The sequence below is a fragment of the Saccharothrix sp. NBAS 001 genome (assembly GCF_056640475.1).
In genome coordinates this window covers 7,314,913-7,336,551 of sequence record NZ_CM153251.1, presented here as the reverse complement: position 1 = coordinate 7,336,551, position 21,639 = coordinate 7,314,913, and the positions used below count along the sequence as shown (strand labels likewise).

The 21,639-nt window shown below is 68.2% G+C and carries 32 protein-coding genes; 29 read left to right on the top strand and 3 right to left on the bottom strand.

Annotated features, from left to right (window positions below; translation table 11 throughout):
* Positions 1 to 91: 91 nt before the first annotated feature.
* From AC0HI0_RS31745 to AC0HI0_RS31735, 3 genes are read right to left on the bottom strand one after another with little or no spacing between them, the layout of a single operon-like run.
* The gene (locus tag AC0HI0_RS31745; RefSeq protein WP_480927158.1) at positions 92 to 388 is read right to left on the bottom strand and encodes a TFIIB-type zinc ribbon-containing protein; all 297 of its coding nucleotides are present in this window, start codon (positions 386 to 388) and stop codon (positions 92 to 94) included.
* Positions 389 to 426: 38 nt separating this feature from the next.
* Entirely contained in the window at positions 427 to 1,296 is an 870-nt protein-coding gene (locus AC0HI0_RS31740; RefSeq protein WP_480927157.1) for a phosphotransferase family protein, read from the bottom strand.
* A gap of 54 nt (positions 1,297 to 1,350) precedes the next feature.
* Positions 1,351 to 1,830, bottom strand: coding sequence for an LppU/SCO3897 family protein (locus AC0HI0_RS31735; RefSeq protein WP_480927156.1), 480 nt, complete (start codon positions 1,828 to 1,830; stop codon positions 1,351 to 1,353).
* Between the two features lie 425 nt (positions 1,831 to 2,255).
* Here AC0HI0_RS31735 and rpsL point away from each other — a divergent pair, with 425 nt between their 5' ends.
* The 29 genes from rpsL to map all read left to right on the top strand — a co-directional run bounded on the left by rpsL (position 2,256) and on the right by map (position 21,598).
* Positions 2,256 to 2,630, top strand: coding sequence for a 30S ribosomal protein S12 (gene rpsL / locus AC0HI0_RS31730; protein ID WP_030473471.1), 375 nt, complete (start codon positions 2,256 to 2,258; stop codon positions 2,628 to 2,630).
* Complete coding sequence (rpsG, locus tag AC0HI0_RS31725; protein WP_360738675.1) at positions 2,630 to 3,100, top strand: 30S ribosomal protein S7; 471 nt, start codon at positions 2,630 to 2,632, stop codon at positions 3,098 to 3,100. The genes rpsL and rpsG overlap by 1 nt, the downstream gene beginning before the upstream one ends.
* A 99-nt stretch (positions 3,101 to 3,199) precedes the next feature.
* Positions 3,200 to 5,302: an elongation factor G gene (fusA, locus tag AC0HI0_RS31720; RefSeq protein WP_480927155.1), complete on the top strand. Its 2,103-nt coding sequence runs from the start codon at positions 3,200 to 3,202 to the stop codon at positions 5,300 to 5,302.
* A gap of 136 nt (positions 5,303 to 5,438) precedes the next feature.
* Positions 5,439 to 6,632 (top strand): elongation factor Tu, encoded by a 1,194-nt coding sequence (gene tuf, locus AC0HI0_RS31715; RefSeq protein WP_480927154.1) that lies wholly within the window; start codon positions 5,439 to 5,441, stop codon positions 6,630 to 6,632.
* Positions 6,633 to 6,959: 327 nt separating this feature from the next.
* Positions 6,960 to 7,265, top strand: a complete 306-nt coding sequence (gene rpsJ / locus AC0HI0_RS31710) for a 30S ribosomal protein S10 (protein WP_003938093.1) — start codon at positions 6,960 to 6,962, stop codon at positions 7,263 to 7,265.
* A 28-nt stretch (positions 7,266 to 7,293) separates the two neighbouring features.
* Positions 7,294 to 7,944 (top strand): 50S ribosomal protein L3, encoded by a 651-nt coding sequence (gene rplC / locus AC0HI0_RS31705; protein WP_015105264.1) that lies wholly within the window; start codon positions 7,294 to 7,296, stop codon positions 7,942 to 7,944.
* Positions 7,945 to 7,946: 2 nt separating this feature from the next.
* The gene (gene rplD / locus AC0HI0_RS31700; protein WP_480927153.1) at positions 7,947 to 8,633 is read left to right on the top strand and encodes a 50S ribosomal protein L4; all 687 of its coding nucleotides are present in this window, start codon (positions 7,947 to 7,949) and stop codon (positions 8,631 to 8,633) included.
* A complete protein-coding gene (rplW, locus tag AC0HI0_RS31695) occupies positions 8,630 to 8,929 on the top strand; it encodes a 50S ribosomal protein L23 (protein ID WP_015105262.1) in 300 nt (99 codons plus the stop codon). The genes rplD and rplW overlap by 4 nt, the downstream gene beginning before the upstream one ends.
* A gap of 22 nt (positions 8,930 to 8,951) precedes the next feature.
* Positions 8,952 to 9,788, top strand: coding sequence for a 50S ribosomal protein L2 (gene rplB, locus AC0HI0_RS31690; protein WP_015105261.1), 837 nt, complete (start codon positions 8,952 to 8,954; stop codon positions 9,786 to 9,788).
* A gap of 18 nt (positions 9,789 to 9,806) precedes the next feature.
* Complete coding sequence (rpsS, locus tag AC0HI0_RS31685) at positions 9,807 to 10,088, top strand: 30S ribosomal protein S19 (RefSeq protein ID WP_015105260.1); 282 nt, start codon at positions 9,807 to 9,809, stop codon at positions 10,086 to 10,088.
* A gap of 36 nt (positions 10,089 to 10,124) precedes the next feature.
* Complete coding sequence (gene rplV, locus AC0HI0_RS31680; protein ID WP_096497127.1) at positions 10,125 to 10,526, top strand: 50S ribosomal protein L22; 402 nt, start codon at positions 10,125 to 10,127, stop codon at positions 10,524 to 10,526.
* A complete protein-coding gene (gene rpsC / locus AC0HI0_RS31675) occupies positions 10,526 to 11,347 on the top strand; it encodes a 30S ribosomal protein S3 (RefSeq protein ID WP_480927152.1) in 822 nt (273 codons plus the stop codon). The genes rplV and rpsC overlap by 1 nt, the downstream gene beginning before the upstream one ends.
* A 3-nt stretch (positions 11,348 to 11,350) precedes the next feature.
* Positions 11,351 to 11,770 carry a 50S ribosomal protein L16 gene (gene rplP, locus AC0HI0_RS31670; RefSeq protein ID WP_015105257.1) on the top strand — a complete coding sequence of 140 codons (420 nt, stop codon included), beginning with the start codon at positions 11,351 to 11,353 and terminating at the stop codon, positions 11,768 to 11,770.
* Entirely contained in the window at positions 11,770 to 12,018 is a 249-nt protein-coding gene (gene rpmC, locus AC0HI0_RS31665) for a 50S ribosomal protein L29 (protein ID WP_360738655.1), read from the top strand. Before rplP ends, rpmC begins: the two co-directional genes overlap by 1 nt.
* Entirely contained in the window at positions 12,015 to 12,299 is a 285-nt protein-coding gene (gene rpsQ / locus AC0HI0_RS31660; protein WP_015105255.1) for a 30S ribosomal protein S17, read from the top strand. The genes rpmC and rpsQ overlap by 4 nt, the downstream gene beginning before the upstream one ends.
* A 66-nt stretch (positions 12,300 to 12,365) precedes the next feature.
* On the top strand, positions 12,366 to 12,734 hold the full coding sequence (gene rplN / locus AC0HI0_RS31655; RefSeq protein ID WP_033436721.1) for a 50S ribosomal protein L14: 369 nt from the start codon (positions 12,366 to 12,368) through the stop codon (positions 12,732 to 12,734).
* A gap of 2 nt (positions 12,735 to 12,736) precedes the next feature.
* A complete protein-coding gene (gene rplX / locus AC0HI0_RS31650; protein WP_015105253.1) occupies positions 12,737 to 13,051 on the top strand; it encodes a 50S ribosomal protein L24 in 315 nt (104 codons plus the stop codon).
* Positions 13,051 to 13,614 (top strand): 50S ribosomal protein L5, encoded by a 564-nt coding sequence (gene rplE, locus AC0HI0_RS31645; protein ID WP_480927151.1) that lies wholly within the window; start codon positions 13,051 to 13,053, stop codon positions 13,612 to 13,614. The genes rplX and rplE overlap by 1 nt, the downstream gene beginning before the upstream one ends.
* A 2-nt stretch (positions 13,615 to 13,616) precedes the next feature.
* The gene (locus AC0HI0_RS31640) at positions 13,617 to 13,802 is read left to right on the top strand and encodes a type Z 30S ribosomal protein S14 (protein WP_015105251.1); all 186 of its coding nucleotides are present in this window, start codon (positions 13,617 to 13,619) and stop codon (positions 13,800 to 13,802) included.
* Between the two features lie 114 nt (positions 13,803 to 13,916).
* The gene (gene rpsH / locus AC0HI0_RS31635; RefSeq protein ID WP_015105250.1) at positions 13,917 to 14,315 is read left to right on the top strand and encodes a 30S ribosomal protein S8; all 399 of its coding nucleotides are present in this window, start codon (positions 13,917 to 13,919) and stop codon (positions 14,313 to 14,315) included.
* Positions 14,316 to 14,331: 16 nt separating this feature from the next.
* Positions 14,332 to 14,871, top strand: coding sequence for a 50S ribosomal protein L6 (gene rplF / locus AC0HI0_RS31630; protein WP_480927150.1), 540 nt, complete (start codon positions 14,332 to 14,334; stop codon positions 14,869 to 14,871).
* 1 nt (position 14,872) lies between these two features.
* A complete protein-coding gene (gene rplR, locus AC0HI0_RS31625) occupies positions 14,873 to 15,286 on the top strand; it encodes a 50S ribosomal protein L18 (protein WP_480927149.1) in 414 nt (137 codons plus the stop codon).
* 34 nt (positions 15,287 to 15,320) lie between these two features.
* Positions 15,321 to 15,926, top strand: a complete 606-nt coding sequence (rpsE, locus tag AC0HI0_RS31620; RefSeq protein ID WP_121224926.1) for a 30S ribosomal protein S5 — start codon at positions 15,321 to 15,323, stop codon at positions 15,924 to 15,926.
* A 3-nt stretch (positions 15,927 to 15,929) separates the two neighbouring features.
* Complete coding sequence (rpmD, locus tag AC0HI0_RS31615) at positions 15,930 to 16,115, top strand: 50S ribosomal protein L30 (protein WP_015105246.1); 186 nt, start codon at positions 15,930 to 15,932, stop codon at positions 16,113 to 16,115.
* Complete coding sequence (rplO, locus tag AC0HI0_RS31610) at positions 16,112 to 16,555, top strand: 50S ribosomal protein L15 (RefSeq protein WP_480927148.1); 444 nt, start codon at positions 16,112 to 16,114, stop codon at positions 16,553 to 16,555. Before rpmD ends, rplO begins: the two co-directional genes overlap by 4 nt.
* Before the next feature lie 1,419 nt (positions 16,556 to 17,974).
* A complete protein-coding gene (locus AC0HI0_RS31605) occupies positions 17,975 to 18,580 on the top strand; it encodes a LysE family translocator (protein WP_480927147.1) in 606 nt (201 codons plus the stop codon).
* A 332-nt stretch (positions 18,581 to 18,912) separates the two neighbouring features.
* Positions 18,913 to 20,223: a preprotein translocase subunit SecY gene (gene secY, locus AC0HI0_RS31600; protein ID WP_480934436.1), complete on the top strand. Its 1,311-nt coding sequence runs from the start codon at positions 18,913 to 18,915 to the stop codon at positions 20,221 to 20,223.
* Positions 20,223 to 20,774, top strand: a complete 552-nt coding sequence (locus AC0HI0_RS31595) for an adenylate kinase (protein ID WP_480927146.1) — start codon at positions 20,223 to 20,225, stop codon at positions 20,772 to 20,774. The genes secY and AC0HI0_RS31595 overlap by 1 nt, the downstream gene beginning before the upstream one ends.
* A gap of 50 nt (positions 20,775 to 20,824) precedes the next feature.
* On the top strand, positions 20,825 to 21,598 hold the full coding sequence (gene map, locus AC0HI0_RS31590) for a type I methionyl aminopeptidase (RefSeq protein WP_480934435.1): 774 nt from the start codon (positions 20,825 to 20,827) through the stop codon (positions 21,596 to 21,598).
* Positions 21,599 to 21,639: the final 41 nt, after the last annotated feature.

Genomic DNA, 21,639 nt, shown 5'->3' with positions numbered 1-21,639 from the left:
CCAGTTTTTCGGTAGTCGCAACGGGCTCGGCGAAACCGGACCCGGCCCTGCCGGGACCGGCTCGACGACCGTGATCAGCTCGCGGACCGGATCAGGACGAGAAGAACAGCCCGCCGAGACCGCGGTGCTTGCGGTGGCCGTAGCCGTGGCCGTAATGCGGCTGCGCACCCCAGCCCGGCTGCTGCACCGGCTGCACGTAGTGCACCTGGGCGGGAGGCGGCGCGACGGGCGGCGGGGGCGGCGGCGCGGCCATCTGGGTTTCGAGGCGGGTGATGGCCTCCAGCTCGCCGTAGTCCAGGAAGACCCCTCGGCAGCCGTCGCACTGCTCGATGTGTACGCCCATGCGGTCGAACGTGCGCATGTTCGCATGGCACTTGGGACACTGCATCGTCTGAGCCTCCTGCTCTCGGTGCGTTATGGGCGATATTAGCCGCGCGGCATGGCTCTGTGTTCCGACACGATGCGACCGCAAGCCCCGATCAGGGCCTCCTGAGCTTCGCTCATCGGCTTTCCGTCGCGCTCCGCAGCCGAGAGGGCACGCGCAGCCATCTGGACCACCAGCGCCCGCGCCGGCACCTCCAGCCGGCGCCACGGGTCGGCGCGCTCCACGGCCGTGCCGCCGGCGTCGAGGTAGGCGTCCAGCAGCCGGCTCCACGACTCCGGGTCCAGCACGCCCGAGGCGAACAGCGCGGCGGGCCGGGCCAGGTCCCACGCCGGGTCGCCCAGGCCCAGGTCGTCCACGTCGATCAGCCGCCAGCCACCCCGGTCGACCAGTTGCCCGAGGTGCCAGTCGCCGTGGATGAGGGTGTCGCCGTCGGCGTCCCCGAGCACCGGCGCGAGCGTGTCGAACGCCCGGCGCACCACGTCCGCCCCCGGCACGTCCGGCAGGTCGCGCACCGCCCGCCGCATCCTCGGCCGGGCGCCGGCGGCCGGCACCGGGTCGGCGAAGTCCGACCGGCCGAACCGGTGCAGGTCGGCCAGCAGCCGCCCGGCCGCCTCCAGCGGCAGCGCCTCGACGTCCTGCGGCACCGGCACGCCCAGCGGCCACGCCGTGACCACCCGATCCAGCACCTCCGCCGGCGGTCCGGCGGGGGCCAGCAGGAGTGCACCCAGACGTGGGTCGCCGGCCACCCGGAGCCGGGCGGCGAGCACCGCGCGGTCCGTGCCGCGCTCGTGGGCCTTCAGCACCACGTCGCCCACCCGCACCACCACGACGTCGCCGCGCACCGCGAGCACCTCGGGCCGCGCGTCCGCCGCGACCAGCGCGGCCATGCCCGCGACAAGATCGGAGTTCACCCGATCAGTGTGGGCCACCCCGCCGCGCGCCGACCCCGGCCCACGCGGCACGGCTCAGCGGTCCAGGCACACGGTGCGCGGGGGAGCGGCGTAGACGTGGGCCACCCCGCCGGCGCACGCGCCGCGATCCGCCGCGTCGACCACGCGGGTCACCCGCCGCACGTCGGCCTGGTCGCACGGCCACATGTGGAACGCCGAAACACCTTGGTACTCAACGGGCTTGAGGCAGTCGCCCGACACCACGTCGAGCGCCAGGCACAGGCCGTCGGCGGCGATGTAGTCGCCATCCGGGCACGGCCCGGCGGACACCCGGTAGGTCGCCTCGGGCGCGCCGCAGTCGATCTTGCGCACCGCCACCGGGGTCGACGGGCCGCCGGAGGTGACCACGCAGTCGCCGGCGGCCGGGTCCGAGGTGCGGCTGAGCGCGAACACCGCGCCGCCGCCGAGCAGCAGCACCACCGCCGAGACGATCACCAGGACGGTCACCGCCTTGCGGCGGCGCAGCGGGTCGGGGCCGGGCGCGAGGGGGTCCACGCCCCCCAGTGTGACCGCCGCGCCGGCCCGCCCCGGAGGTGGTCCTCGACCACCGCCCGGCCGCACCCCCGAACGGGAATTCCCCGCAGGTCAAGGGCGTTGGAAGTGAACGGCGGGAAAACCGGCGGGTGCCCCGCGCGCCCGTCCGCGAGGTGTGACGGACCCGTTTTGACCAGTGGGAAGCGGCCGGGGTATCTTTGGTACTCGTGCCCGACCCATGTCGGGCCGCTCCGCGTGCCTACGCGCCAGTAGTGCTGGATAGCCGGTCGCGGTGACCTCCACTCGTAGGGGCATCCTGGGATGTTGCCTGCGGACCTGGGGCAAAGGGCGCGACACGCCCGACCTCGGGTGCAGAGAGGGACCAGGTAAACAGTGGTCGACGTCCCCAAGACGGCGGGCACTCGAACGGAAGAAGCAGTCGGCGAATGCCAACGATCCAGCAGTTGGTCCGAAAGGGCCGGCAGGACAAGGTCGCGAAGCAGAAGACCGCGGCGCTCAAGGGCAGCCCGCAGCGGCGCGGTGTGTGCACCCGCGTCTACACCACCACGCCCAAGAAGCCGAACTCGGCGCTCCGCAAGGTCGCTCGCGTGAAGCTGACCAGCGGCATCGAGGTCACGGCCTACATCCCGGGTGAGGGCCACAACCTCCAGGAGCACTCGATGGTGCTCGTGCGCGGCGGTCGTGTGAAGGACCTCCCCGGTGTCCGCTACAAGATCATCCGCGGTTCCCTCGACACGCAGGGCGTGAAGAACCGCAAGCAGGCCCGTAGCCGTTACGGCGCGAAGAAGGAGAAGAGCTGATGCCCCGCAAGGGACCGGCCCCGAAGCGGCCGTTGATCTCCGACCCGGTCTACAGCTCTCCGCTGGTGACCCAGCTCATCAACAAGGTGCTGGTCGACGGCAAGCGCTCCGTGGCCGAGCGGATCGTGTACCGCGCCCTCGAAGGCGCCCGCGACAAGAACGGCACCGACCCGGTGGTCACGCTCAAGCGCGCGCTCGACAACGTCAAGCCCGCCCTGGAGGTCAAGAGCCGCCGCGTCGGTGGTGCGACCTACCAGGTGCCGATCGAGGTCAAGCCCGGTCGCGCGACCACGCTGGCGCTGCGCTGGCTGATCACCTTCTCCCGGCAGCGCCGTGAGAAGACCATGGTCGAGCGCCTGATGAACGAGCTGCTCGACGCGAGCAACGGCCTGGGCGCGAGCGTCAAGCGCCGCGAGGACACCCACAAGATGGCCGAGTCGAACAAGGCCTTCGCCCACTACCGCTGGTGATGTGACGCCCGGCGGGCGTCCGGAACACCCACTTGCGAGTCGCCCGCCGGGCTCTCCCGGCCCTAGTGAGCCTGCGAGCTCAAGACAGGGGAAACACCCGTGGCACAGGATGTGCTCACCGACCTGGCCAAGGTCCGCAACATCGGGATCATGGCCCACATCGACGCGGGCAAGACCACGACGACCGAGCGGATCCTGTTCTACACCGGGATCAGCTACAAGATCGGCGAGGTCCACGACGGCGCGGCCGTGATGGACTGGATGGAGCAGGAGCAGGAGCGCGGCATCACGATCACGTCGGCCGCGACGACCTGCTTCTGGAAGAACCACCAGATCAACATCATCGACACGCCCGGTCACGTGGACTTCACCGTCGAGGTGGAGCGCAACCTCCGCGTGCTCGACGGCGCGGTCGCGGTGTTCGACGGCAAGGAAGGCGTCGAGCCGCAGTCCGAGCAGGTCTGGCGCCAGGCCACGAAGTACGACGTCCCGCGCATCTGCTTCGTCAACAAGATGGACAAGCTGGGCGCCGACTTCTACTTCACCGTGCGCACCATCCAGGAGCGCCTGGGCGCCAAGCCGCTGCCGATCCAGATCCCGATCGGGTCGGAGAGCGACTTCATCGGCGTGGTCGACCTGGTCGAGATGCGCGCGCTGACCTGGCGCGGCGAGGTCCAGAAGGGTGAGGACTACACGGTCGAGGAGATCCCGGCCGACCTCGTCGAGAAGGCCAACGAGTACCGCGAGCAGCTGGTCGAGGCCGTCGCGGAGACCGACGACGCCCTGATGGAGCTGTACCTGGGCGGCGAGGAGCTGAGCACCGAGCAGATCAAGACCGGTATCCGCGAGATCGTGAAGAACCGCAGCGCCTACCCGGTGCTGTGCGGTTCCGCGTTCAAGAACAAGGGCGTCCAGCCCATGCTCGACGCGGTCATCGACTACCTGCCGGCCCCGCTCGACCTCCCGCCGGTCGAGGGCACGCTGCAGGACGGCGAGACGCCGGCCTTCCGCAAGCCCTCCGTGGAGGAGCCCTTCGCCGCGCTGGCGTTCAAGATCGCCTCGCACCCGTTCTTCGGCAAGCTGACCTACATCCGGGTCTACTCGGGTCGGGTCGCCTCCAGCTCCCAGGTCATCAACTCGACCAAGGACCGCAAGGAGCGCATCGGGAAGATCTTCCAGATGCACGCCAACAAGGAGAACCCGGTCGACGAGGCCATCGCGGGCCACATCTACGCCGTGATCGGTCTGAAGGACACGACCACCGGTGAGACGCTGTGCGACCCCCAGCACCCCATCGTGCTGGAGTCGATGACGTTCCCGGAGCCGGTCATCCAGGTGGCGATCGAGCCGAAGACCAAGGCCGACCAGGAGAAGCTGGGCACCGCCATCCAGAAGCTGGCCGAGGAGGACCCGACGTTCCGGGTCAACCTCGACCAGGAGACGGGCCAGACCATCATCGCCGGCATGGGCGAGCTGCACCTGGACATCCTGGTGGACCGCATGCGCCGCGAGTTCAAGGTCGAGGCGAACATCGGCAAGCCCCAGGTCGCGTACCGGGAGACGATCCGCCGCAAGGTGGAGAAGTACTCCTACACGCACAAGAAGCAGACCGGTGGTTCCGGCCAGTTCGCGAAGGTCCTCATCGACCTGGAGCCGCTGGAGAAGAAGGAAGACGGCGCTCTCTACGAGTTCGTCAACGCGGTCACCGGTGGTCGCATCCCGCGGGAGTACATCCCGTCGGTCGACGCGGGCGCGCAGGACGCCATGCAGTACGGCGTGCTGGCGGGCTACCCGCTGGTGGGCGTGAAGGTGACGCTGCTCGACGGTGCCTACCACGAGGTCGACTCGTCGGAAATGGCCTTCAAGATCGCCGGTTCCATGGCGCTCAAGGAAGCCGCCCGCCAGGCGAGCCCGGCCATCCTGGAGCCGCTGATGGCCGTCGAGGTCACCACGCCCGAGGACTACATGGGCGACGTGATCGGCGATCTGAACTCCCGCCGTGGCCAGATCCAGGCCATGGAGGAGCGCAGCGGCACCCGTGTCGTCAAGGCACTGGTCCCGCTGTCGGAGATGTTCGGGTATGTCGGCGACCTGCGGTCCAAGACCCAGGGTCGGGCGAACTACTCGATGACCTTTGACTCCTATGCCGAGGTTCCCGCGAACGTCGCCAAGGAGATCATCGCGAAGGCGACGGGCGAGTAACCCCAACCGGAGCACCGCAGCACCACGCGGGCTCTCCGGGGTCTCGTCCCTGGGGTCCGCACAACCCTGACGTGACGCCCGACGGGTGGCAATTCACCCGTCGGGCAAAGCAATAGAAGTCCAGGAGGACAATCCAGTGGCGAAGGCGAAGTTCGAGCGGACGAAGCCGCACGTCAACATCGGCACCATCGGTCACATCGACCATGGCAAGACGACGCTGACCGCGGCGATCTCCAAGGTCCTGCACGACGAGTTCCCGGACCTGAACCCCTTCACGCCGTTCGACCAGATCGACAAGGCGCCGGAGGAGAAGCAGCGCGGTATCACGATCTCGATCGCGCACATCGAGTACCAGACCGCGAACCGGCACTACGCGCACGTCGACTGCCCCGGTCACGCCGACTACATCAAGAACATGATCACCGGTGCGGCGCAGATGGACGGCGCCATCCTGGTGGTCGCGGCGACCGACGGCCCGATGCCGCAGACCAAGGAGCACGTGCTCCTGGCCCGCCAGGTCGGCGTGCCCTACATCGTGGTGGCCCTGAACAAGGCCGACATGGTGGACGACGAGGAGATCCTCGAACTGGTCGAGCTCGAGGTCCGCGAACTGCTCTCCGAGTACGAGTTCCCGGGCGACGACCTGCCGGTCGTGCGCGTCTCCGCGCTCAAGGCCCTTGAGGGCGACGCCGAGTGGGGCAAGGCGCTGCTCGGCCTGATGGCCGCCGTGGACGAGAACATCCCGGAGCCGGAGCGCGACGTCGACCGGCCGTTCCTGATGCCGGTCGAGGACGTCTTCACGATCACCGGCCGCGGCACCGTGGTGACCGGTCGTATCGAGCGCGGCATCGTCAAGGTCAACGAAGAGGTCGAGATCGTCGGCATCAAGGAGACCTCGAAGAAGACCACGGTCACCTCGATCGAGATGTTCAAGAAGTTCCTCGACGAGGGCCAGGCCGGCGACAACGCCGCCCTGCTGCTGCGCGGCGTGAAGCGCGAGGAGGTGGAGCGCGGCATGGTGATCGTCAAGCCGGGCACCACGACCCCGCACACCGAGTTCGACGCGCAGGTCTACATCCTGTCGAAGGACGAGGGTGGCCGCCACACGCCGTTCTTCAACAACTACCGCCCGCAGTTCTACTTCCGCACCACCGACGTGACCGGCGTCGTGACCCTCCCCGAGGGCACCGAGATGGTCATGCCGGGCGACACCACGACCATGGCCGTGAAGCTGATCCAGCCGATCGCCATGGACGAGGGTCTGCGGTTCGCCATCCGCGAGGGTGGCCGGACGGTCGGCGCGGGCTCGGTCACCAAGATCCTCAAGTGACCTCGCTCTAATTTCTCGACCCCCGATTTGGTCTGCGCACCCCGGTGTGCGACCATTGACGGGTTGCTCGTCACGGGGCGGCCGGTTCCATCGGAACCCGGCCGCTCCGTCACGAGGGGATCGAACAGCACGACAATCCCACAAGGTTTCATCAGTGGGACCGGTCTATGGCCAAGGGCGCGACACGCCCGACCGCGTGGACCGGGCACCGTGACACCGCTGAGGTGTCAGTCCTGAATAGGGGGCGGTACGCGCCGGAGGCTTGACGGCCTCATTCGGTTGCCCGCACCGCAGCGGTATCGAGAAGCAGAGGAACGGCAAGCCATCATGGCGGGACAGAAGATCCGCATCCGGCTCAAGGCCTACGACCACGAGGCGATCGACGCGTCTGCGCGCAAGATCGTCGAGACCGTGACGCGCACCGGCGCTCGGGTCGTCGGGCCTGTGCCGCTGCCCACTGAGAAGAACGTCTACTGCGTCATCCGCTCGCCGCACAAGTACAAGGACTCGCGCGAGCACTTCGAGATGCGCACGCACAAGCGTCTGATCGACATCCTCGACCCGACGCCGAAGACGGTGGACGCGCTCATGCGCATCGACCTGCCGGCGAGCGTCGACGTCAACATCCAGTAAGCGTTGGACGCGGAGAGTAACGAGACCAATGTCTGACAGGCAGGTTAAGGGCCTCCTGGGCACCAAGCTCGGCATGACTCAGGTCTTCGACGAGAACAACCGGATCGTGCCGGTCACCGTCGTCAAGGCAGAGCCGAACGTGGTCACCCAGATCCGGACCCAGGAGAACGACGGCTACTCGGCCGTGCAGTTGGCCTTCGGCGCGATCGACCCGCGCAAGGTCAAGAAGCCCGTTGCGGGCCACTACGCCAAGGCGGGCGTCACGCCCCGTCGTCAGTTGGCGGAGCTGCGCACCACGGACGCGTCCGAGTACCAGGTCGGCCAGGAAATCACCGCCGAGGTCTTCGAGGCCGGCGTGGTGGTCGACGTGGTCGGCACGAGCAAGGGCAAGGGCACCGCTGGTGTCATGAAGCGGCACGGCTTCCACGGCCTGGGCGCGAGCCACGGCACGCAGCGCAAGCACCGCTCGCCCGGCTCCATCGGTGGCTGCGCCACGCCCGGCCGCGTGTTCAAGGGCCTGCGCATGGCCGGCCGCATGGGCCACGTGCGCGTGACCACCCAGAACCTGAAGGTGCACCGGGTCGACGTCGAGTCGGGCCTGCTGCTCATCAAGGGCGCGGTGCCCGGTCCCAAGGGCGGCACCGTGTTCGTCAAGACCGCTGCGAAGGGTGGTGCCTGATCATGACGTCCGTTGAGGTCCGCACCCCGGACGGCAAGACCGACGGCAACGTCGAGCTGCCCTCGTCCGTCTTCGACGCGCAGGCGAACGTGGCCCTGCTGCACCAGGTCGTCGTGGCCCAGCTGGCCGCGGCCCGCCAGGGCACGCACGCCACGAAGACCCGCGGCGAGGTGTCCGGCGGTGGCAAGAAGCCGTACCGGCAGAAGGGCACCGGTCGCGCCCGCCAGGGTTCGACCCGCGCGCCCCAGTTCGCCGGTGGTGGCGTCGTGCACGGCCCCCAGCCGCGCGACTACAGCCAGCGCACCCCCAAGAAGATGAAGGCCGCCGCCCTGCGCGGTGCCCTCTCCGACCGGGCGCGCGCCGGCCAGGTCCACGTGGTGAGCGGTTTCGTCGCGGGCGACGCCCCGTCGACCAAGGCCGCCCGCAAGGTCCTGGAGTCGGTGACCGAGGCCCGCCGGGTGCTGGTCGTGCTGCTGCGCACCGAAGAGGTTTCGTGGGTCAGCCTGCGCAACCTGCCGCACGTGCACATCATCGCCCCGGACCAGCTGAACACCTACGACGTGCTCGTCAACGACGACGTGGTGTTCACCAAGGACGCTCTGGACGTGTTCCTGGCGAGCAAGGCCCAGCAGGGCAAGGGCTCGGCCGAGGCGGTCGCCGGTTCGTCCGAAGTGGAGGACGAGAAGTGATCCCCGACCACAGGGACATCCTGCTCGCGCCGGTCATCTCCGAGAAGTCCTACGGGCTCCTGGAGGAGAACAAGTACACCTTCGTGGTGGCCCCCGGCTCGAACAAGACCCAGATCAAGATTGCCGTGGAGAAGGTCTTCGGCGTCAAGGTCGTCAGCGTCAACACGATCAACCGCCAGGGCAAGCGCAAGCGCACCCGGACGGGCTTCGGCAAGCGCAAGGACACCAAGCGCGCCATCGTGACGCTGTCCGCCGAGAGCAAGCCGATCGAGATCTTCGGCGGCCCGGCCGCCTGATGACGACGAGGACTGCGTAGAGATGGGCATTCGCAAGTACAAGCCGACGACCCCCGGTCGTCGCGGTGCGAGCGTCTCCGACTTCGCCGAGATCACTCGGACGACGCCGGAGAAGTCGCTGGTCCGCCCGCTGCACGGCCGTGGTGGCCGCAACGCTTCGGGCAAGATCACGACGCGGCACAAGGGTGGCGGCCACAAGCGGGCCTACCGCCTGATCGACTTCCGCCGCACGGACAAGGACGGCATCCCGGCCAAGGTCGCTCACATCGAGTACGACCCCAACCGCACCGCCCGCATCGCGCTGCTGCACTACGTCGACGGCGAGAAGCGCTACATCATCGCCCCGGCCAAGCTCCAGCAGGGTGACCGGATCGAGAACGGCCCCAAGGCCGACATCAAGCCGGGCAACAACCTGCCGCTGCGCAACATCCCGGTCGGCACGGTGATCCACGCGATCGAACTCCGCCCCGGCGGCGGCGCGAAGATCGCCCGGTCCGCCGGTGCGAGCGTGCAGCTCGTGGCCAAGGACGGCCCGTACGCCCAGCTGCGGATGCCCTCGGGCGAAATCCGCAACGTGGACGTGCGCTGCCGCGCCACGGTCGGCGAGGTCGGCAACGCCGAGCACCAGAACATCAACTGGGGCAAGGCCGGCCGGATGCGCTGGAAGGGCCGCAAGCCCACCGTCCGCGGTGTGGCCATGAACCCGGTCGACCACCCGCACGGTGGTGGTGAGGGCAAGACCTCCGGTGGTCGCCACCCGGTGAACCCGGCAGGTAAGCCGGAAGGCCGTACTCGCCGCCGCAAGAAGCCAAGCGACAAGCTCATCGTCCGGCGTCGTCGCACCGGTAAGAAGCGCTGAGCAGGGAGGGAGTGAAGGATGCCTCGGAGCCTTAAGAAGGGCCCCTTCGTGGACGACCACCTGCTCAAGAAGGTGGACGTGCTCAACGAGTCGGGTAAGAAGACCGTGATCAAGACCTGGTCCCGCCGGTCGACGATCATCCCCGACATGCTGGGTCACACGATCGCGGTGCACGACGGCCGCAAGCACGTGCCGGTGTTCGTGACGGAGGCGATGGTCGGGCACAAGCTCGGCGAGTTCGCGCCGACCCGCACGTTCAAGGGCCACATCAAGGACGACCGGAAGTCGCGCCGCCGTTAAGGCGACGAACTAGAGGAAGAGCAAGGGGAAGCAGCGATGAACGCCCGTAACGAAGCCGAAGCGCCGGAGTTCCCGCGCGCCGTGGCTCGGGCTCGCTACGTCCGCGACACGCCGATGAAGGTGCGCCGCGTCGTCGAGCTCATCAGGGGCCGTAGCGCCAGCGAAGCCTTGGCCGTGCTCCAGTTCGCGCCGCAGGCGGCAAGTGAGCCGGTCCGCAAGGTGCTCGCGAGCGCCGTGGCCAACGCCGAGAACAACCTGTCCCTGGACCCCGACACCCTGTGGGTGTCGAAGGTCTACGTGGACGAGGGTCCGACCCTCAAGCGGTTCCGCCCGCGCGCCCAGGGCCGTGCGTACCGGATCCGCAAGCGGACGAGCCACATCACCGTCGAGGTGGAGAGCCGTCCCAAGAAGACCAGCGCGAAGGGGAGTGCTCGGTAGTGGGTCAGAAAATCAACCCGCACGGCTTCCGGCTGGGGATCACCACCGACTGGAAGTCCCGCTGGTACGCCGACAAGCAGTACGCCGAGTACGTGGCCGAGGATGTCAAGATCCGCAAGCTGCTCTCGCGTGGCATGGAGCGTGCCGGTATCTCCAAGGTGGAGATCGAGCGCACCCGTGACCGGGTCCGCGTCGACATCCACACCGCCCGGCCGGGCATCGTCATCGGCCGTCGCGGCGCGGAGGCCGACCGCATCCGCGGTGAGCTGGAGAAGCTCACCAAGAAGCAGGTGCAGCTCAACATCCTTGAGGTGAAGAGCCCCGAGTCGGACGCGCAGCTCGTCGCGCAGGGCGTGGCGGAGCAGCTCTCCAACCGGGTCGCCTTCCGCCGCGCGATGCGCAAGGCCATCCAGTCGGCCATGCGCTCCCCGCAGGTGAAGGGCATCCGCGTGCAGTGCGGTGGCCGCCTGGGCGGCGCCGAGATGTCCCGGTCGGAGCACTACCGCGACGGCCGCGTGCCGCTGCACACGCTCCGCGCCGACATCGACTACGGCTTCTTCGAGGCCCGCACCACGTTCGGCCGGATCGGCGTGAAGGTGTGGATCTACAAGGGCGACGTGGTCGGCGGCATCAACGCCAAGCGCGAGCGCGACGCGGCGCCGTCCGCCGAGCGGGCCCCGCGGCGTGACCGCGGCGACCGCCCGAACCGGGCGCGTCGTTCGGGCGCCAGCGGCACCACGGCGACGAGCACCGAGGCCGGCCGCGCAGCGGCCGAGGCCACGGACGCTCCGGTCGCGACCGAAGAGAAGACGGAGGGCTGAGTCGTGCTCATCCCGCGCAGGGTTAAGCACCGCAAGCAGCACCACCCCGGTCGGTCCGGTGCTGCCAAGGGCGGCACGAGGGTCACCTTCGGTGAGTTCGGCATCCAGGCTCTGGAGCCCGCTTACGTGACCAACCGGCAGATCGAGTCGGCTCGTATCGCGATCACCCGGCACATCCGCCGTGGTGGCAAGGTCTGGATCAACATCTTCCCGGACCGCCCGCTGACCAAGAAGCCGGCCGAAACCCGCATGGGTTCCGGTAAGGGTTCGCCGGAGTGGTGGGTCGCCAACGTCAAGCCGGGTCGGGTGCTCTTCGAGATGAGCTTCCCGAACGAGACGGTGGCTCGCGAGGCCCTTCGCCGCGCGATCCACAAGCTCCCGATGAAGTGCCGCATCGTTACGCGTGAGGGTGGTGAGTTCTGATGGCAGCGGGTACCACCGCTTCCGAGCTGCGTGAGCTCACCGAGGAGGAGCTCGTGCTGCGCCTGAGGGAGGCGAAGGAGGAGCTGTTCAACCTCCGCTTCCAGATGGCCACCGGGCAGTTGGACAACAACCGCCGGCTCCGCACGGTCCGGAACGAGATCGCCCGGATCTACACCGTGATGCGGGAGCGGGAGCTGGGTCTGTCGACCTCTCCCGACGCTGTTTCCACTGGTGAAGGTGCCGCATGAGCGAGAACGCTGAAGTGACTGAGACCCAGACGCGCAACGACCGCAAGGTCCGCGAGGGCTACGTCGTGTCCGACAAGATGGACAAGACGATCGTCGTCGCGCTGGAGGACCGGAAGAAGCACCGCCGGTACGCCAAGGTCCTGCGCTCCACCACCAAGGTGAAGGCGCACGACGAGCAGAACACCGCCGGTGTCGGCGACCGCGTCCTGCTGATGGAGACCCGGCCGCTGTCCGCCACCAAGCGCTGGCGCCTCGTCGAGATCCTTGAGAAGGCCAAGTAAAACCCAAGCGACCGAGCCCGCCAGGTCGGAAATCTGACGGGCCAGGAATGGTCAAGGAGTAGGTAAGTGATCCAGCAGGAGTCGCGGCTGCGCGTCGCCGACAACACCGGTGCGAAGGAGATCCTCTGCATCCGTGTTCTCGGTGGCTCGGGCCGCCGCTACGCGGGTATCGGGGACATCATCGTCGCCACGGTGAAGCAGGCCATCCCCGGCGCCGGCGTGAAGAAGGGCGATGTGGTCAAGGCCGTCATCGTCCGCACCGTCAAGGAGAAGCGCCGTCCCGACGGCTCTTACATCCGGTTCGACGAGAACGCCGCCGTGCTCATCAAGAACGACAACGAGCCCCGCGGCACGCGCATCTTCGGCCCGGTGGGCCGCGAGCTGCGCGACAAGAAGTTCATGAAGATCATCTCGTTGGCGCCGGAGGTGCTCTGACCATGAAGGTGAAGAAGGGCGACACGGTCGTCGTCATCGCCGGTAAGGACAAGGGTGCGCGCGGCAAGGTCATCCAGGCCTACCCCGCCACCGACCGCGTCCTGGTCGAGGGCGTCAACCGGATCAAGAAGCACACCCGGATCACGCAGACCCAGCGCGGTGCGCAGTCGGGTGGCATCGTGACCCAGGAGGCATCCATCCACGTGTCCAACGTGATGGTGGTCGACTCCGACGGCAAGCCGACCCGAGTGGGCTACCGGACGAACGACGAGGGCAAGCGGGTCCGCGTTTCCCGTCGTAACGGGAAGGACATCTGATGACCACGGTGGAGAAGACCATCCCTCGGCTGAAGACGCGCTACCGCGAGGAGATCGCCGCGGAGCTGCGCAAGCAGTTCGAGTACGCCAACGTCATGCAGACGCCCGGCGTGGTGAAGGTCGTCGTCAACATGGGTGTCGGCGACGCCGCCCGCGACGGCAAGCTGATCGAGGGTGCCGTCAAGGACCTGTCGATCATCACCGGCCAGCGCCCCGAGGTCCGCAAGGCCCGCAAGTCCATCGCGCAGTTCAAGCTCCGCGAGGGCATGCCGATCGGCGCGCGCGTCACGCTGCGCGGCGACCGCATGTGGGAGTTCCTGGACCGCCTGCTGACCATCGCGCTGCCCCGCATCCGCGACTTCCGCGGTCTGTCGGCCAAGCAGTTCGACGGCAACGGCAACTACACGTTCGGTCTCAACGAGCAGTCGATGTTCCACGAGATCGACCCGGACGCGATCGACCGTCCCCGCGGTATGGACATCACCGTGGTCACGACCGCGACCAACGACGACGAGGGCCGGGCGCTGCTGAAGCTCCTGGGCTTCCCGTTCAAGGAGAACTGAGAATGGCCAAGAAGGCGCTCGTCAACAAGGCCGCGGCCAAGCCGAAGTTCAAGGTGCGGGGTTACACCCGTTGCCAGCGTTGCGGTCGTCCGCACTCGGTGTTCCGCAAGTTCGGCCTGTGCCGGATCTGCCTGCGCGAGATGGCTCACCGCGGTGAACTCCCCGGTGTGAGCAAGTCGAGCTGGTAGTAGCACTTTTTTCTGAACTCCACTTCGCTGTAGGCCCGCTCACGACCAGCCGGCCGCAAGGCCGGCTCGGACCCTGACTGGGGAACCGCAGCGAGAAAGGTTGACCAGGTCACCATGACGATGACCGACCCGATCGCAGACATGTTGACTCGTCTGCGGAACGCGAACTCGGCTTACCACGACAAGGTCGTGATGCCGCACTCGAAGTTGAAGGCCAACATCGCCGAGATCCTCAAGCGCGAGGGCTACATCGCGAGCTACCGCGACGAGCAGGGCGACGTTGCCAAGAACCTGGTGGTCGAGCTGAAGTACGGCCCGAACCGGGAGCGCAGCATCGCCGGTCTGCGGCGCGTGTCCAAGCCCGGCCTCCGGGTGTACGCGAAGTCGACCAACCTGCCGAAGGTCCTCGGTGGCCTGGGCGTGGCGATCATCTCGACCTCCGGCGGTCTGCTGACCGACCGTCAGGCCAACAAGCAGGGCGTGGGCGGAGAAGTCCTCGCCTACGTCTGGTGAGGAAGGGGGATTAGGCATGTCGCGCATCGGAAAGCTGCCGATCACCGTCCCTTCCGGGGTCGACGTGAACATCGCGGGCCAGGACGTCAGCGTGAAGGGGCCCAAGGGCACCCTGTCGCTGACCATCGCTGAGCCGATCATCATCGAGAAGGTCGAGGACGGCACCCTTGAGGTGAAGCGTCCCAACGACGAGCGTCGCAGCCGTTCGCTCCACGGCCTGTCCCGCACCCTGGTGCAGAACATGGTCATCGGCGTGACCCAGGGCTACGAGAAGAAGATGGAAATCCACGGGGTCGGCTACCGCGTCGCGCTGAAGGGCTCCGAACTGGAGTTCGCGCTCGGCTACAGCCACCCGGTGAAGGTCGAGGCCCCCGAGGGCATCACCTTCGCGGTGGAGACCCCGACCCGGTTCTCGGTCGCGGGCATCGACAAGCAGCTCGTGGGCGAGGTCGCCGCGAACATCCGCAAGCTGCGCAAGCCCGACCCGTACAAGGGCAAGGGCGTGCGTTACGCAGGCGAGAAGATCCGCCGCAAGGTCGGAAAGACGGGTAAGTGACATGAGCGAGAACGCAACTGTGTCGTCCCCTTCTCGGCGGAAGCCGGTGGGCAAGGACATCTCGACCACTCGCCGCATCGCCAAGACCCGCCGTCACTTCCGCCTCCGCAAGAAGGTCAGCGGCACCGCCGAGCGTCCGCGCCTGGTCGTGCACCGGTCGTCGAAGCACATCACCGTGCAGATCATCGACGACCTCGCCGGCCACACCCTGGCGGCGGCCTCCTCGGTCGAGGCGGACGTCCGCGCGGTGGACGGCGACAAGAAGGCCCGCGCCGCGAAGGTCGGCCAGCTGGCCGCGGCCCGTGCCAAGGACGCCGGCATCACCAAGGTCGTGTTCGACCGCGGGGGCAACGCCTACCACGGTCGGATCGCCGCTCTGGCCGATGCCGCCCGCGAGGCGGGGCTGGAGTTCTGACAATGCACAACTTCCGAATTGAGAGGGACGCCTGATGCCAGGACGCACGCGTCGCGAAGGCGGCGGGGGCGAGCGCGGAGAGCGTCGCGACCGTCGTGACGGCGGCCGCGGCGGCGCGGCCCAGGAGAAGACCCCGCACCTGGAGCGCGTGGTTGCGATCAACCGCGTCTCCAAGGTCGTGAAGGGTGGTCGTCGCTTCAGCTTCACCGCTCTGGTCGTGGTCGGCGACGGCGACGGCATGGTCGGTGTCGGCTACGGCAAGGCCAAGGAAGTTCCGGCCGCGATCGCCAAGGGTGTGGAGGAGGCGAAGAAGAACTTCTTCCGCGTCCCCCGCATCGCGGGCACGATCCCCCACCCGGTCCAGGGCGAGAAGGCGGCGGGCGTCGTCCTGCTCCGCCCGGCCTCGGCCGGTACCGGTGTCATCGCCGGTGGCGCCGTTCGCGCGGTGCTGGAGTGCGCCGGTGTCCACGACGTGCTGAGCAAGTCGCTGGGCTCGGACAACGCGATCAACATCGTGCACGCCACCGTGGAGGCCCTGAAGGGTCTCCAGCGTCCCGAGGAAGTCGCGGCGCGCCGCGGCCTGCCCCTTGAGGACGTCGCTCCCGCCGGCATGCTCCGCGCTCGCGCAGGGGCGGTGTGATCCATGGCCCAGGTCAAGGTCACCCAGGTGAAGAGCAGCATCGGTACCAAGCACAACCACCGCGAGTCCCTGCGGACTCTGGGGTTGCGCAAGATCCGCCAGTCGGTGGTCCGTGAGGACACGCCGCAGGTGCGCGGCCTGATCCACGCCGTGCGCCACCTGGTGGTCGTCGAGGAGGTCCAGTCGTGACCATCAAGATCCATGACCTCCGTCCGGCCCCCGGCGCCAAGACCGCGAAGATCCGTGTGGGTCGCGGTGAAGGCTCCAAGGGCAAGACGGCAGGCCGAGGCACGAAGGGCACCGGCGCGCGGAAGAACGTCTCCCCGCGCTTCGAAGGTGGCCAGATGCCGCTGCACATGCGCTTGCCGAAGCTCAAGGGCTTCCGCAACCCGTTCCGCACCGAGTACCAGGTCGTGAACGTCGGCGACCTGGCCCGGGTGTTCCCGGACGGTGGCCGGGTCGACGTGGACGCACTGATCCACGCGGGCCTGGTGCGCAAGAACGAGCTGGTGAAGGTCCTCGGCAACGGCGACCTGAACGGCGTCAAGCTGGACGTCGTCGCCAACAAGTTCTCGGGCAGCGCCGTCGAGAAGATCGCAGCGGCCGGCGGCACCCACACGGTGCTCTGACCGCAAGCAACACCCGAAAGGCCCCCGGAGCCTCCCGCTCCGGGGGCCTTTCGCATGCCCGGACGAACACCAGACCCCGGGGGTCCCCGCACCCCGGAGTCCCGCACTCGGAAGTCGCCGCACCTGAGGTGACCGCATTCAGCAGTCGGCGCACTCGGTAGTCGGCGCACTCGGCAGTTGCCACACCCTGGAGTGACCGCACCCCGGCAGTAACCGGACCTGGAGTGACCGGACCTGGAGTGACCGCATTCGGCAGTCACCGCACCCCGGCAGTCACCGCGCCTGGAGTCACTGCACTTGGGAGTCACCGCACCTCAGACTCCAGCCAAGGCAGGAACGCGCGTAGCGCACACACCCAGCCTCGCGTCGTGTCATCCCCGTATGGCCCGCGCGCCAGCGAACCGCGCTTGGCCAGGGTGTGCAAGCACGCCCTTCGCTTGCACACCCTGGCCAAGGGTGGTTGTCTCCGACCGGGCCATACGGGGATGACACGACGCCCGCCCGTTCTTTTAGTCATCCTTGGCGGCCTGCCCGTCCGGCGAGGACGCTTTTGCATCGGCGCGACGAACACGCAGCTCGCCCACGCTCCAAACCGCTCAAAGCCGCAGCTCAGAGCTATGCCACGCCCGATCGGGCGTGGCCTCCGGCCCCCGACACCATTTTCCCAGGCACCACCGACAGTTCCGCGCTCACGAGCTGAGACAGCGCTCAGCTTTCGCGCCCGCTCGCGCCCGCTCGCGCTCAGCCGCCAAACCCGAGCCTGCGCGCAGTCGCCAAGACCTGCGCGCGTGCCCAGCCATCAAGACCTGCATCTGTGCTCAGCCGCCGAGACCTGCGGATGCGCTCAGCCGCCGTGACCTGCCCCCAGGCTCAGCCGCCGCGACCCACCCCCGTGCTCGGCCGTCGAGACCTGCGGATGCACTCAGTCGTCGAGACCCGTGCCCGTGCTCAGCCGCCGAGACCCGCAGACGTGCTCAAGCCGCCGAGACCCGCGCCCACGCTCAACCGTCGAGGCCAGGGAAGCACTCGTCCGCCCCGACCTACGGCAGAAGTGGAATCGGCCCCTGCGACCTGCGAGGACTCGGCAGGACCCAGGGGAGTCCCAGACGCAGTGCGGGCACACATCCACACATCAGGCGCGCAGCCAATCCGACTCCGCCCGCCCACCCCACTCGGCCTGCGCGCGAACTCTGCCTCAACATCGCGCCAACCCCGCCCAACACAAACCCCCACCCGCCCCACCCCACCCACCCACCCACCCACCCCGAACAAGAACACCCAGAACAACGACGTCCAGAACAACGACGTCCACCCATTCGAGACCCCGTTCGCGCAGGGCGTAACCGCGGACCAATACCCGACTCCCACCCCACCCGAGGAACGCAAAACCGCTTGCCCCCACGAACTACCGTCCCCCACATGTGGCTGGCAGTCTTCTTCGGCGCAGCGGTCCTGGTAGCCCTGACCCCCGGCGCCAACAACCTCCTCGGCATGCACCACGCCGTCCACCACGGCCCCACGACCGCGATCAAGGCCCTCGCCGGCCGGTTGGCCGCCTTCACCCTCATGATCGCCGCCGTGGTGGCCGGCCTGGGCCCGATCCTGGCCGCCTCCACCACCGCCCTGACCGTCATCAAGTGGCTGGGCGTGGCCTACCTCGCCTACCTCGCCGCGCGCATCTTCTTCACACCTACACACCACGAAACCGCACCAAAACCGGGCCACCCGCTGCGCAAGGAGTTCCTCACCGCGATCACCAACCCGAAGGCGTTGTTGATCTTCACCGCCTTCGTCCCGCAGTTCGTCGACCCCGCCCGAGGCGACCCCGCGACGCAGCTCGCGATCCTCGGACTCGTCTACCTGGCAGCGGAAACGCTGGCCGGCACGGGCTACGTGGCCATCGGCGCGATCATCCGCCGGGCCGACCTGACGGCCCGCGCCAAACGCCGACTCGACAAGGGCACGGGCACACTGCTGCTGGGGATGGCGGGTCTGCTCGCCACCAGCGCAACGAGCCGAACTTGATCCATTCGGGGGCTTGCGAACCGGAGTAGTCGATCAGGTACGAAGTGTGAAGGACGACTGGCTACGGCGATCAGCCTCGCGGCTGTTAAAGTCGCGGGCTGAACCCGGATGTCATCCGGGTCGGTCGCGGCTACCCCGCCGCGTCCGCCACCGCGGGCCTCCATCGGTCACCGCTGCCGGCCCCGGGCCGGCGGTCACGGCCGTCGGGAGCCGGCCCGGTGGAACCACGGCTAGACCAGACGCAAGACTGTGCCCGCAAGACTGTGCCGGCAACACAGCCGGTACCGCAGGATGCCGACCCCGGCGGGGCGGCAACGCTGATGGAGGTTCGCGTGCTCGGCGCATTCCGCTCGGCTCTCGCGACGCCGGACCTACGGAAGAAGATCCTCTTCACGTTGGGGATCATCGTGGTGTACCGGTTGGGCGCGACCATGCCCGCGCCGGGCGTCTCCTTCAAAAACGTCCGCCAATGTATCGACTCGGTCGACCAGCAGGGCATCTACTCGCTGATCAACCTGTTCAGCGGCGGCGCGCTCCTCAACTTGTCGATCTTCGCGCTGGGCATCATGCCCTACATCACCGCGAGCATCATCATCCAGCTCCTCACCGTGGTCATCCCGCGGTTCGAGCAGCTGAAGAAGGAAGGTCAGGCGGGTCAGGGCAAGCTGACCCAGTACACCCGCTACCTGACCATCGCGCTGGCGGTCCTGCAGTCGACCGGCATCATCGCGCTCGCCGTGCGCGGCCAGCTGTTCGCCAACTGCGAGGTCCCGGTCATCCCGGACCAGAGCGTGTGGAACCTGGTCGTCCTGGTCGTCACCATGACCGCCGGCACCAGCGTGATCATGTGGCTCGGTGAGATCATCACCGAGAAGGGGATCGGCAACGGCATGTCGCTGCTGATCTTCACCGGCATCGCGGCCCGCATCCCGGCCGAGGGCCAGGTCATCTGGAGCCGCGGCGGCCTCACCTTCTTCCTGGTCTGCGTGGCGGCGCTGCTCATCATCGCCAGCGTCATCTACGTCGAGCAGGCCCAGCGCCGCATCCCGGTGCAGTACGCCAAGCGCATGATCGGCCGCCGGATGTACGGCGGCACCTCGACCTACCTGCCGCTCAAGGTGAACCAGGCCGGCGTCATCCCGGTCATCTTCGCCTCGTCGCTGCTCTACCTGCCCGACCTGATCTCGCGGCTGACCGCCTCGACCGACGGGTCGGCACCCGGCTGGTTCGCGACCTTCGTCGCGACGCACCTGGTGACCCAGTCCAGCCCGGTGCACATCGCGCTGTACTTCCTGCTCATCGTCTTCTTCACCTACTTCTACGTCGGCATCACGTTCAACCCGGACGAGCGTGCGGACGAGATGAAGAAGTTCGGTGGGTTCATCCCGGGTATCCGACCGGGTCGACCCACCGCCGAGTACCTCCGCTTCGTCCTGGGGCGGATCACGCTGCCTGGCTCGATCTACCTGGGCATCGTCGCCATCCTGCCGAACTTCTTCCTGGACATCACCGACCAGGGTCAGAACCAGAACTTCCCGTTCGGCGGCACGGCGGTGCTGATCATGGTCGGCGTCGGCCTCGACACTGTTAAGCAGATCGAGAGCCAGCTCATGCAGCGCAATTACGAAGGGTTCCTCCGCTAGTGCGACTCGTTCTCGTCGGCCCGCCCGGAGCGGGCAAGGGCACGCAGGCCCAGGTCCTCAGCACCCAGCTCGGCGTGCCGCACATCTCCACCGGAGACCTCTTCCGCGCCCACATCAGCGGGCAGACCGAACTCGGCCGGGAAGTCAAGAAGTACCTGGACGAAGGCAAGCTGGTGCCCGACTCGGTCACCATCGACATGGTGCGGGAGCGCCTGGCCGAGCCGGACACCGCGAACGGTTTCCTGCTCGACGGGTTCCCCCGCACCACCGCCCAGGCCGACGTGCTCACCGAACTCCTGACCTCCACCGCCCAGCGCCTGGACGCCGTGCTCGAACTCGACGTCCCCGAGGACGTCGTGGTGGGCCGGCTGCTCGCGCGCGGCCGGGAGGACGACAAGGAGGACGTGATCCGGCACCGGCAGCAGGTGTACCGGTCGGAGACCGCCCCGCTGCTGGACTACTACCGCGACATCCTCCTGTCGATCGACGCCGTGGGCTCGGTCGAGGAGATCACCGAGCGCGCGCTCAAGGCGCTGCGCGCGAGCGAGTGAACGGACTGCTCGATGCTCTGCGCAACGCGTTGCCCGGCGGTCGCGACCGCATGATCGAGATCAAGAGCCGCGGCCAGCTGGAGGCCATGAGGGCCGCCGGCCTGGTCGTGGCGCGGACCTTGGCGCTGCTCGCCGAGCACGCCAAGGTCGGGGTGAGCACGGCGGAACTGGACGAGCTGGCCGAGCAGAGCATCCGCGACGCGGGTGCCGTGCCGAGCTTCAAGGGCTACCACGGCTTCCCGGCCAGCATCTGCGCCAGCGTCAACGAGCAGGTCGTGCACGGCATCCCCGCCAAGACCCAGGTCCTGGCCGAGGGCGACCTGATCTCGATCGACTGCGGCGCGATCCTGGAGGGCTGGCACGGCGACTCCGCGGTCACCCTCGCGGTGGGCGCGGTGACCGAGGCCGAGACCAGGCTGTCCGACGCGACCCGGGAGTCCATGCTGGCCGGCATCGCCGCGGCGCTGCCCGGCGGGCGGCTCAGCGACATCTCGTTCGCGATCGAGTCGGCGACCATCCTGGCCGGCGAACGCGACGGCGTGGAGTACGGGATCGTGGAGGGCTACGGCGGCCACGGCATCGGCACCAAGATGCACATGGACCCGTTCCTGCCGAACTACGGCAAGCCCGGCAAGGGCCCGAGGCTCAAGACCGGCATGGCGATCGCCATCGAGCCCATGCTGACGCTGGGCAGCGAGCGGACCGTGGAGCTGGACGACGGCTGGACCGTGATCACCGCGGACGGCTCGCGCGCCGCGCACTGGGAGCACAGCGTGGCGATCACCGACGACGGTCCGTGGGTGCTCACCGCGCCCGAGGAGTGACCTCGGGGTGGCACCACGGGCAAGCGTGGGGCTAGCCCCCT

Bases quoted from the DNA above. Each gene is read 5' to 3' on its own strand.
- rpsJ (WP_003938093.1), top strand. From the start codon at position 6,960: ATGGCGGGACAGAAGATCCGCATCCGGCTCAAGGCCTACGACCACGAG.
- rplX (WP_015105253.1), top strand. From the start codon at position 12,737: ATGAAGGTGAAGAAGGGCGACACGGTCGTCGTCATCGCCGGTAAGGAC.
- rplV (WP_096497127.1), top strand. From the start codon at position 10,125: ATGAACGCCCGTAACGAAGCCGAAGCGCCGGAGTTCCCGCGCGCCGTG.
- rpmD (WP_015105246.1), top strand. From the start codon at position 15,930: ATGGCCCAGGTCAAGGTCACCCAGGTGAAGAGCAGCATCGGTACCAAG.
- rplB (WP_015105261.1), top strand. From the start codon at position 8,952: ATGGGCATTCGCAAGTACAAGCCGACGACCCCCGGTCGTCGCGGTGCG.
- AC0HI0_RS31745 (WP_480927158.1), bottom strand. From the start codon at position 388: ATGCAGTGTCCCAAGTGCCATGCGAACATGCGCACGTTCGACCGCATG.
- rpsG (WP_360738675.1), top strand. From the start codon at position 2,630: ATGCCCCGCAAGGGACCGGCCCCGAAGCGGCCGTTGATCTCCGACCCG.
- rplF (WP_480927150.1), top strand. From the start codon at position 14,332: ATGTCGCGCATCGGAAAGCTGCCGATCACCGTCCCTTCCGGGGTCGAC.
- rplC (WP_015105264.1), top strand. From the start codon at position 7,294: ATGTCTGACAGGCAGGTTAAGGGCCTCCTGGGCACCAAGCTCGGCATG.
- rplR (WP_480927149.1), top strand. From the start codon at position 14,873: ATGAGCGAGAACGCAACTGTGTCGTCCCCTTCTCGGCGGAAGCCGGTG.
- AC0HI0_RS31605 (WP_480927147.1), top strand. From the start codon at position 17,975: ATGTGGCTGGCAGTCTTCTTCGGCGCAGCGGTCCTGGTAGCCCTGACC.
- rplD (WP_480927153.1), top strand. From the start codon at position 7,947: ATGACGTCCGTTGAGGTCCGCACCCCGGACGGCAAGACCGACGGCAAC.
- rpsE (WP_121224926.1), top strand. From the start codon at position 15,321: ATGCCAGGACGCACGCGTCGCGAAGGCGGCGGGGGCGAGCGCGGAGAG.
- rplE (WP_480927151.1), top strand. From the start codon at position 13,051: ATGACCACGGTGGAGAAGACCATCCCTCGGCTGAAGACGCGCTACCGC.
- rpsQ (WP_015105255.1), top strand. From the start codon at position 12,015: ATGAGCGAGAACGCTGAAGTGACTGAGACCCAGACGCGCAACGACCGC.
- rpsH (WP_015105250.1), top strand. From the start codon at position 13,917: ATGACGATGACCGACCCGATCGCAGACATGTTGACTCGTCTGCGGAAC.
- AC0HI0_RS31640 (WP_015105251.1), top strand. From the start codon at position 13,617: ATGGCCAAGAAGGCGCTCGTCAACAAGGCCGCGGCCAAGCCGAAGTTC.
- map (WP_480934435.1), top strand. From the start codon at position 20,825: ATGATCGAGATCAAGAGCCGCGGCCAGCTGGAGGCCATGAGGGCCGCC.
- rpsS (WP_015105260.1), top strand. From the start codon at position 9,807: ATGCCTCGGAGCCTTAAGAAGGGCCCCTTCGTGGACGACCACCTGCTC.
- rpsL (WP_030473471.1), top strand. From the start codon at position 2,256: ATGCCAACGATCCAGCAGTTGGTCCGAAAGGGCCGGCAGGACAAGGTC.
- rpmC (WP_360738655.1), top strand. From the start codon at position 11,770: ATGGCAGCGGGTACCACCGCTTCCGAGCTGCGTGAGCTCACCGAGGAG.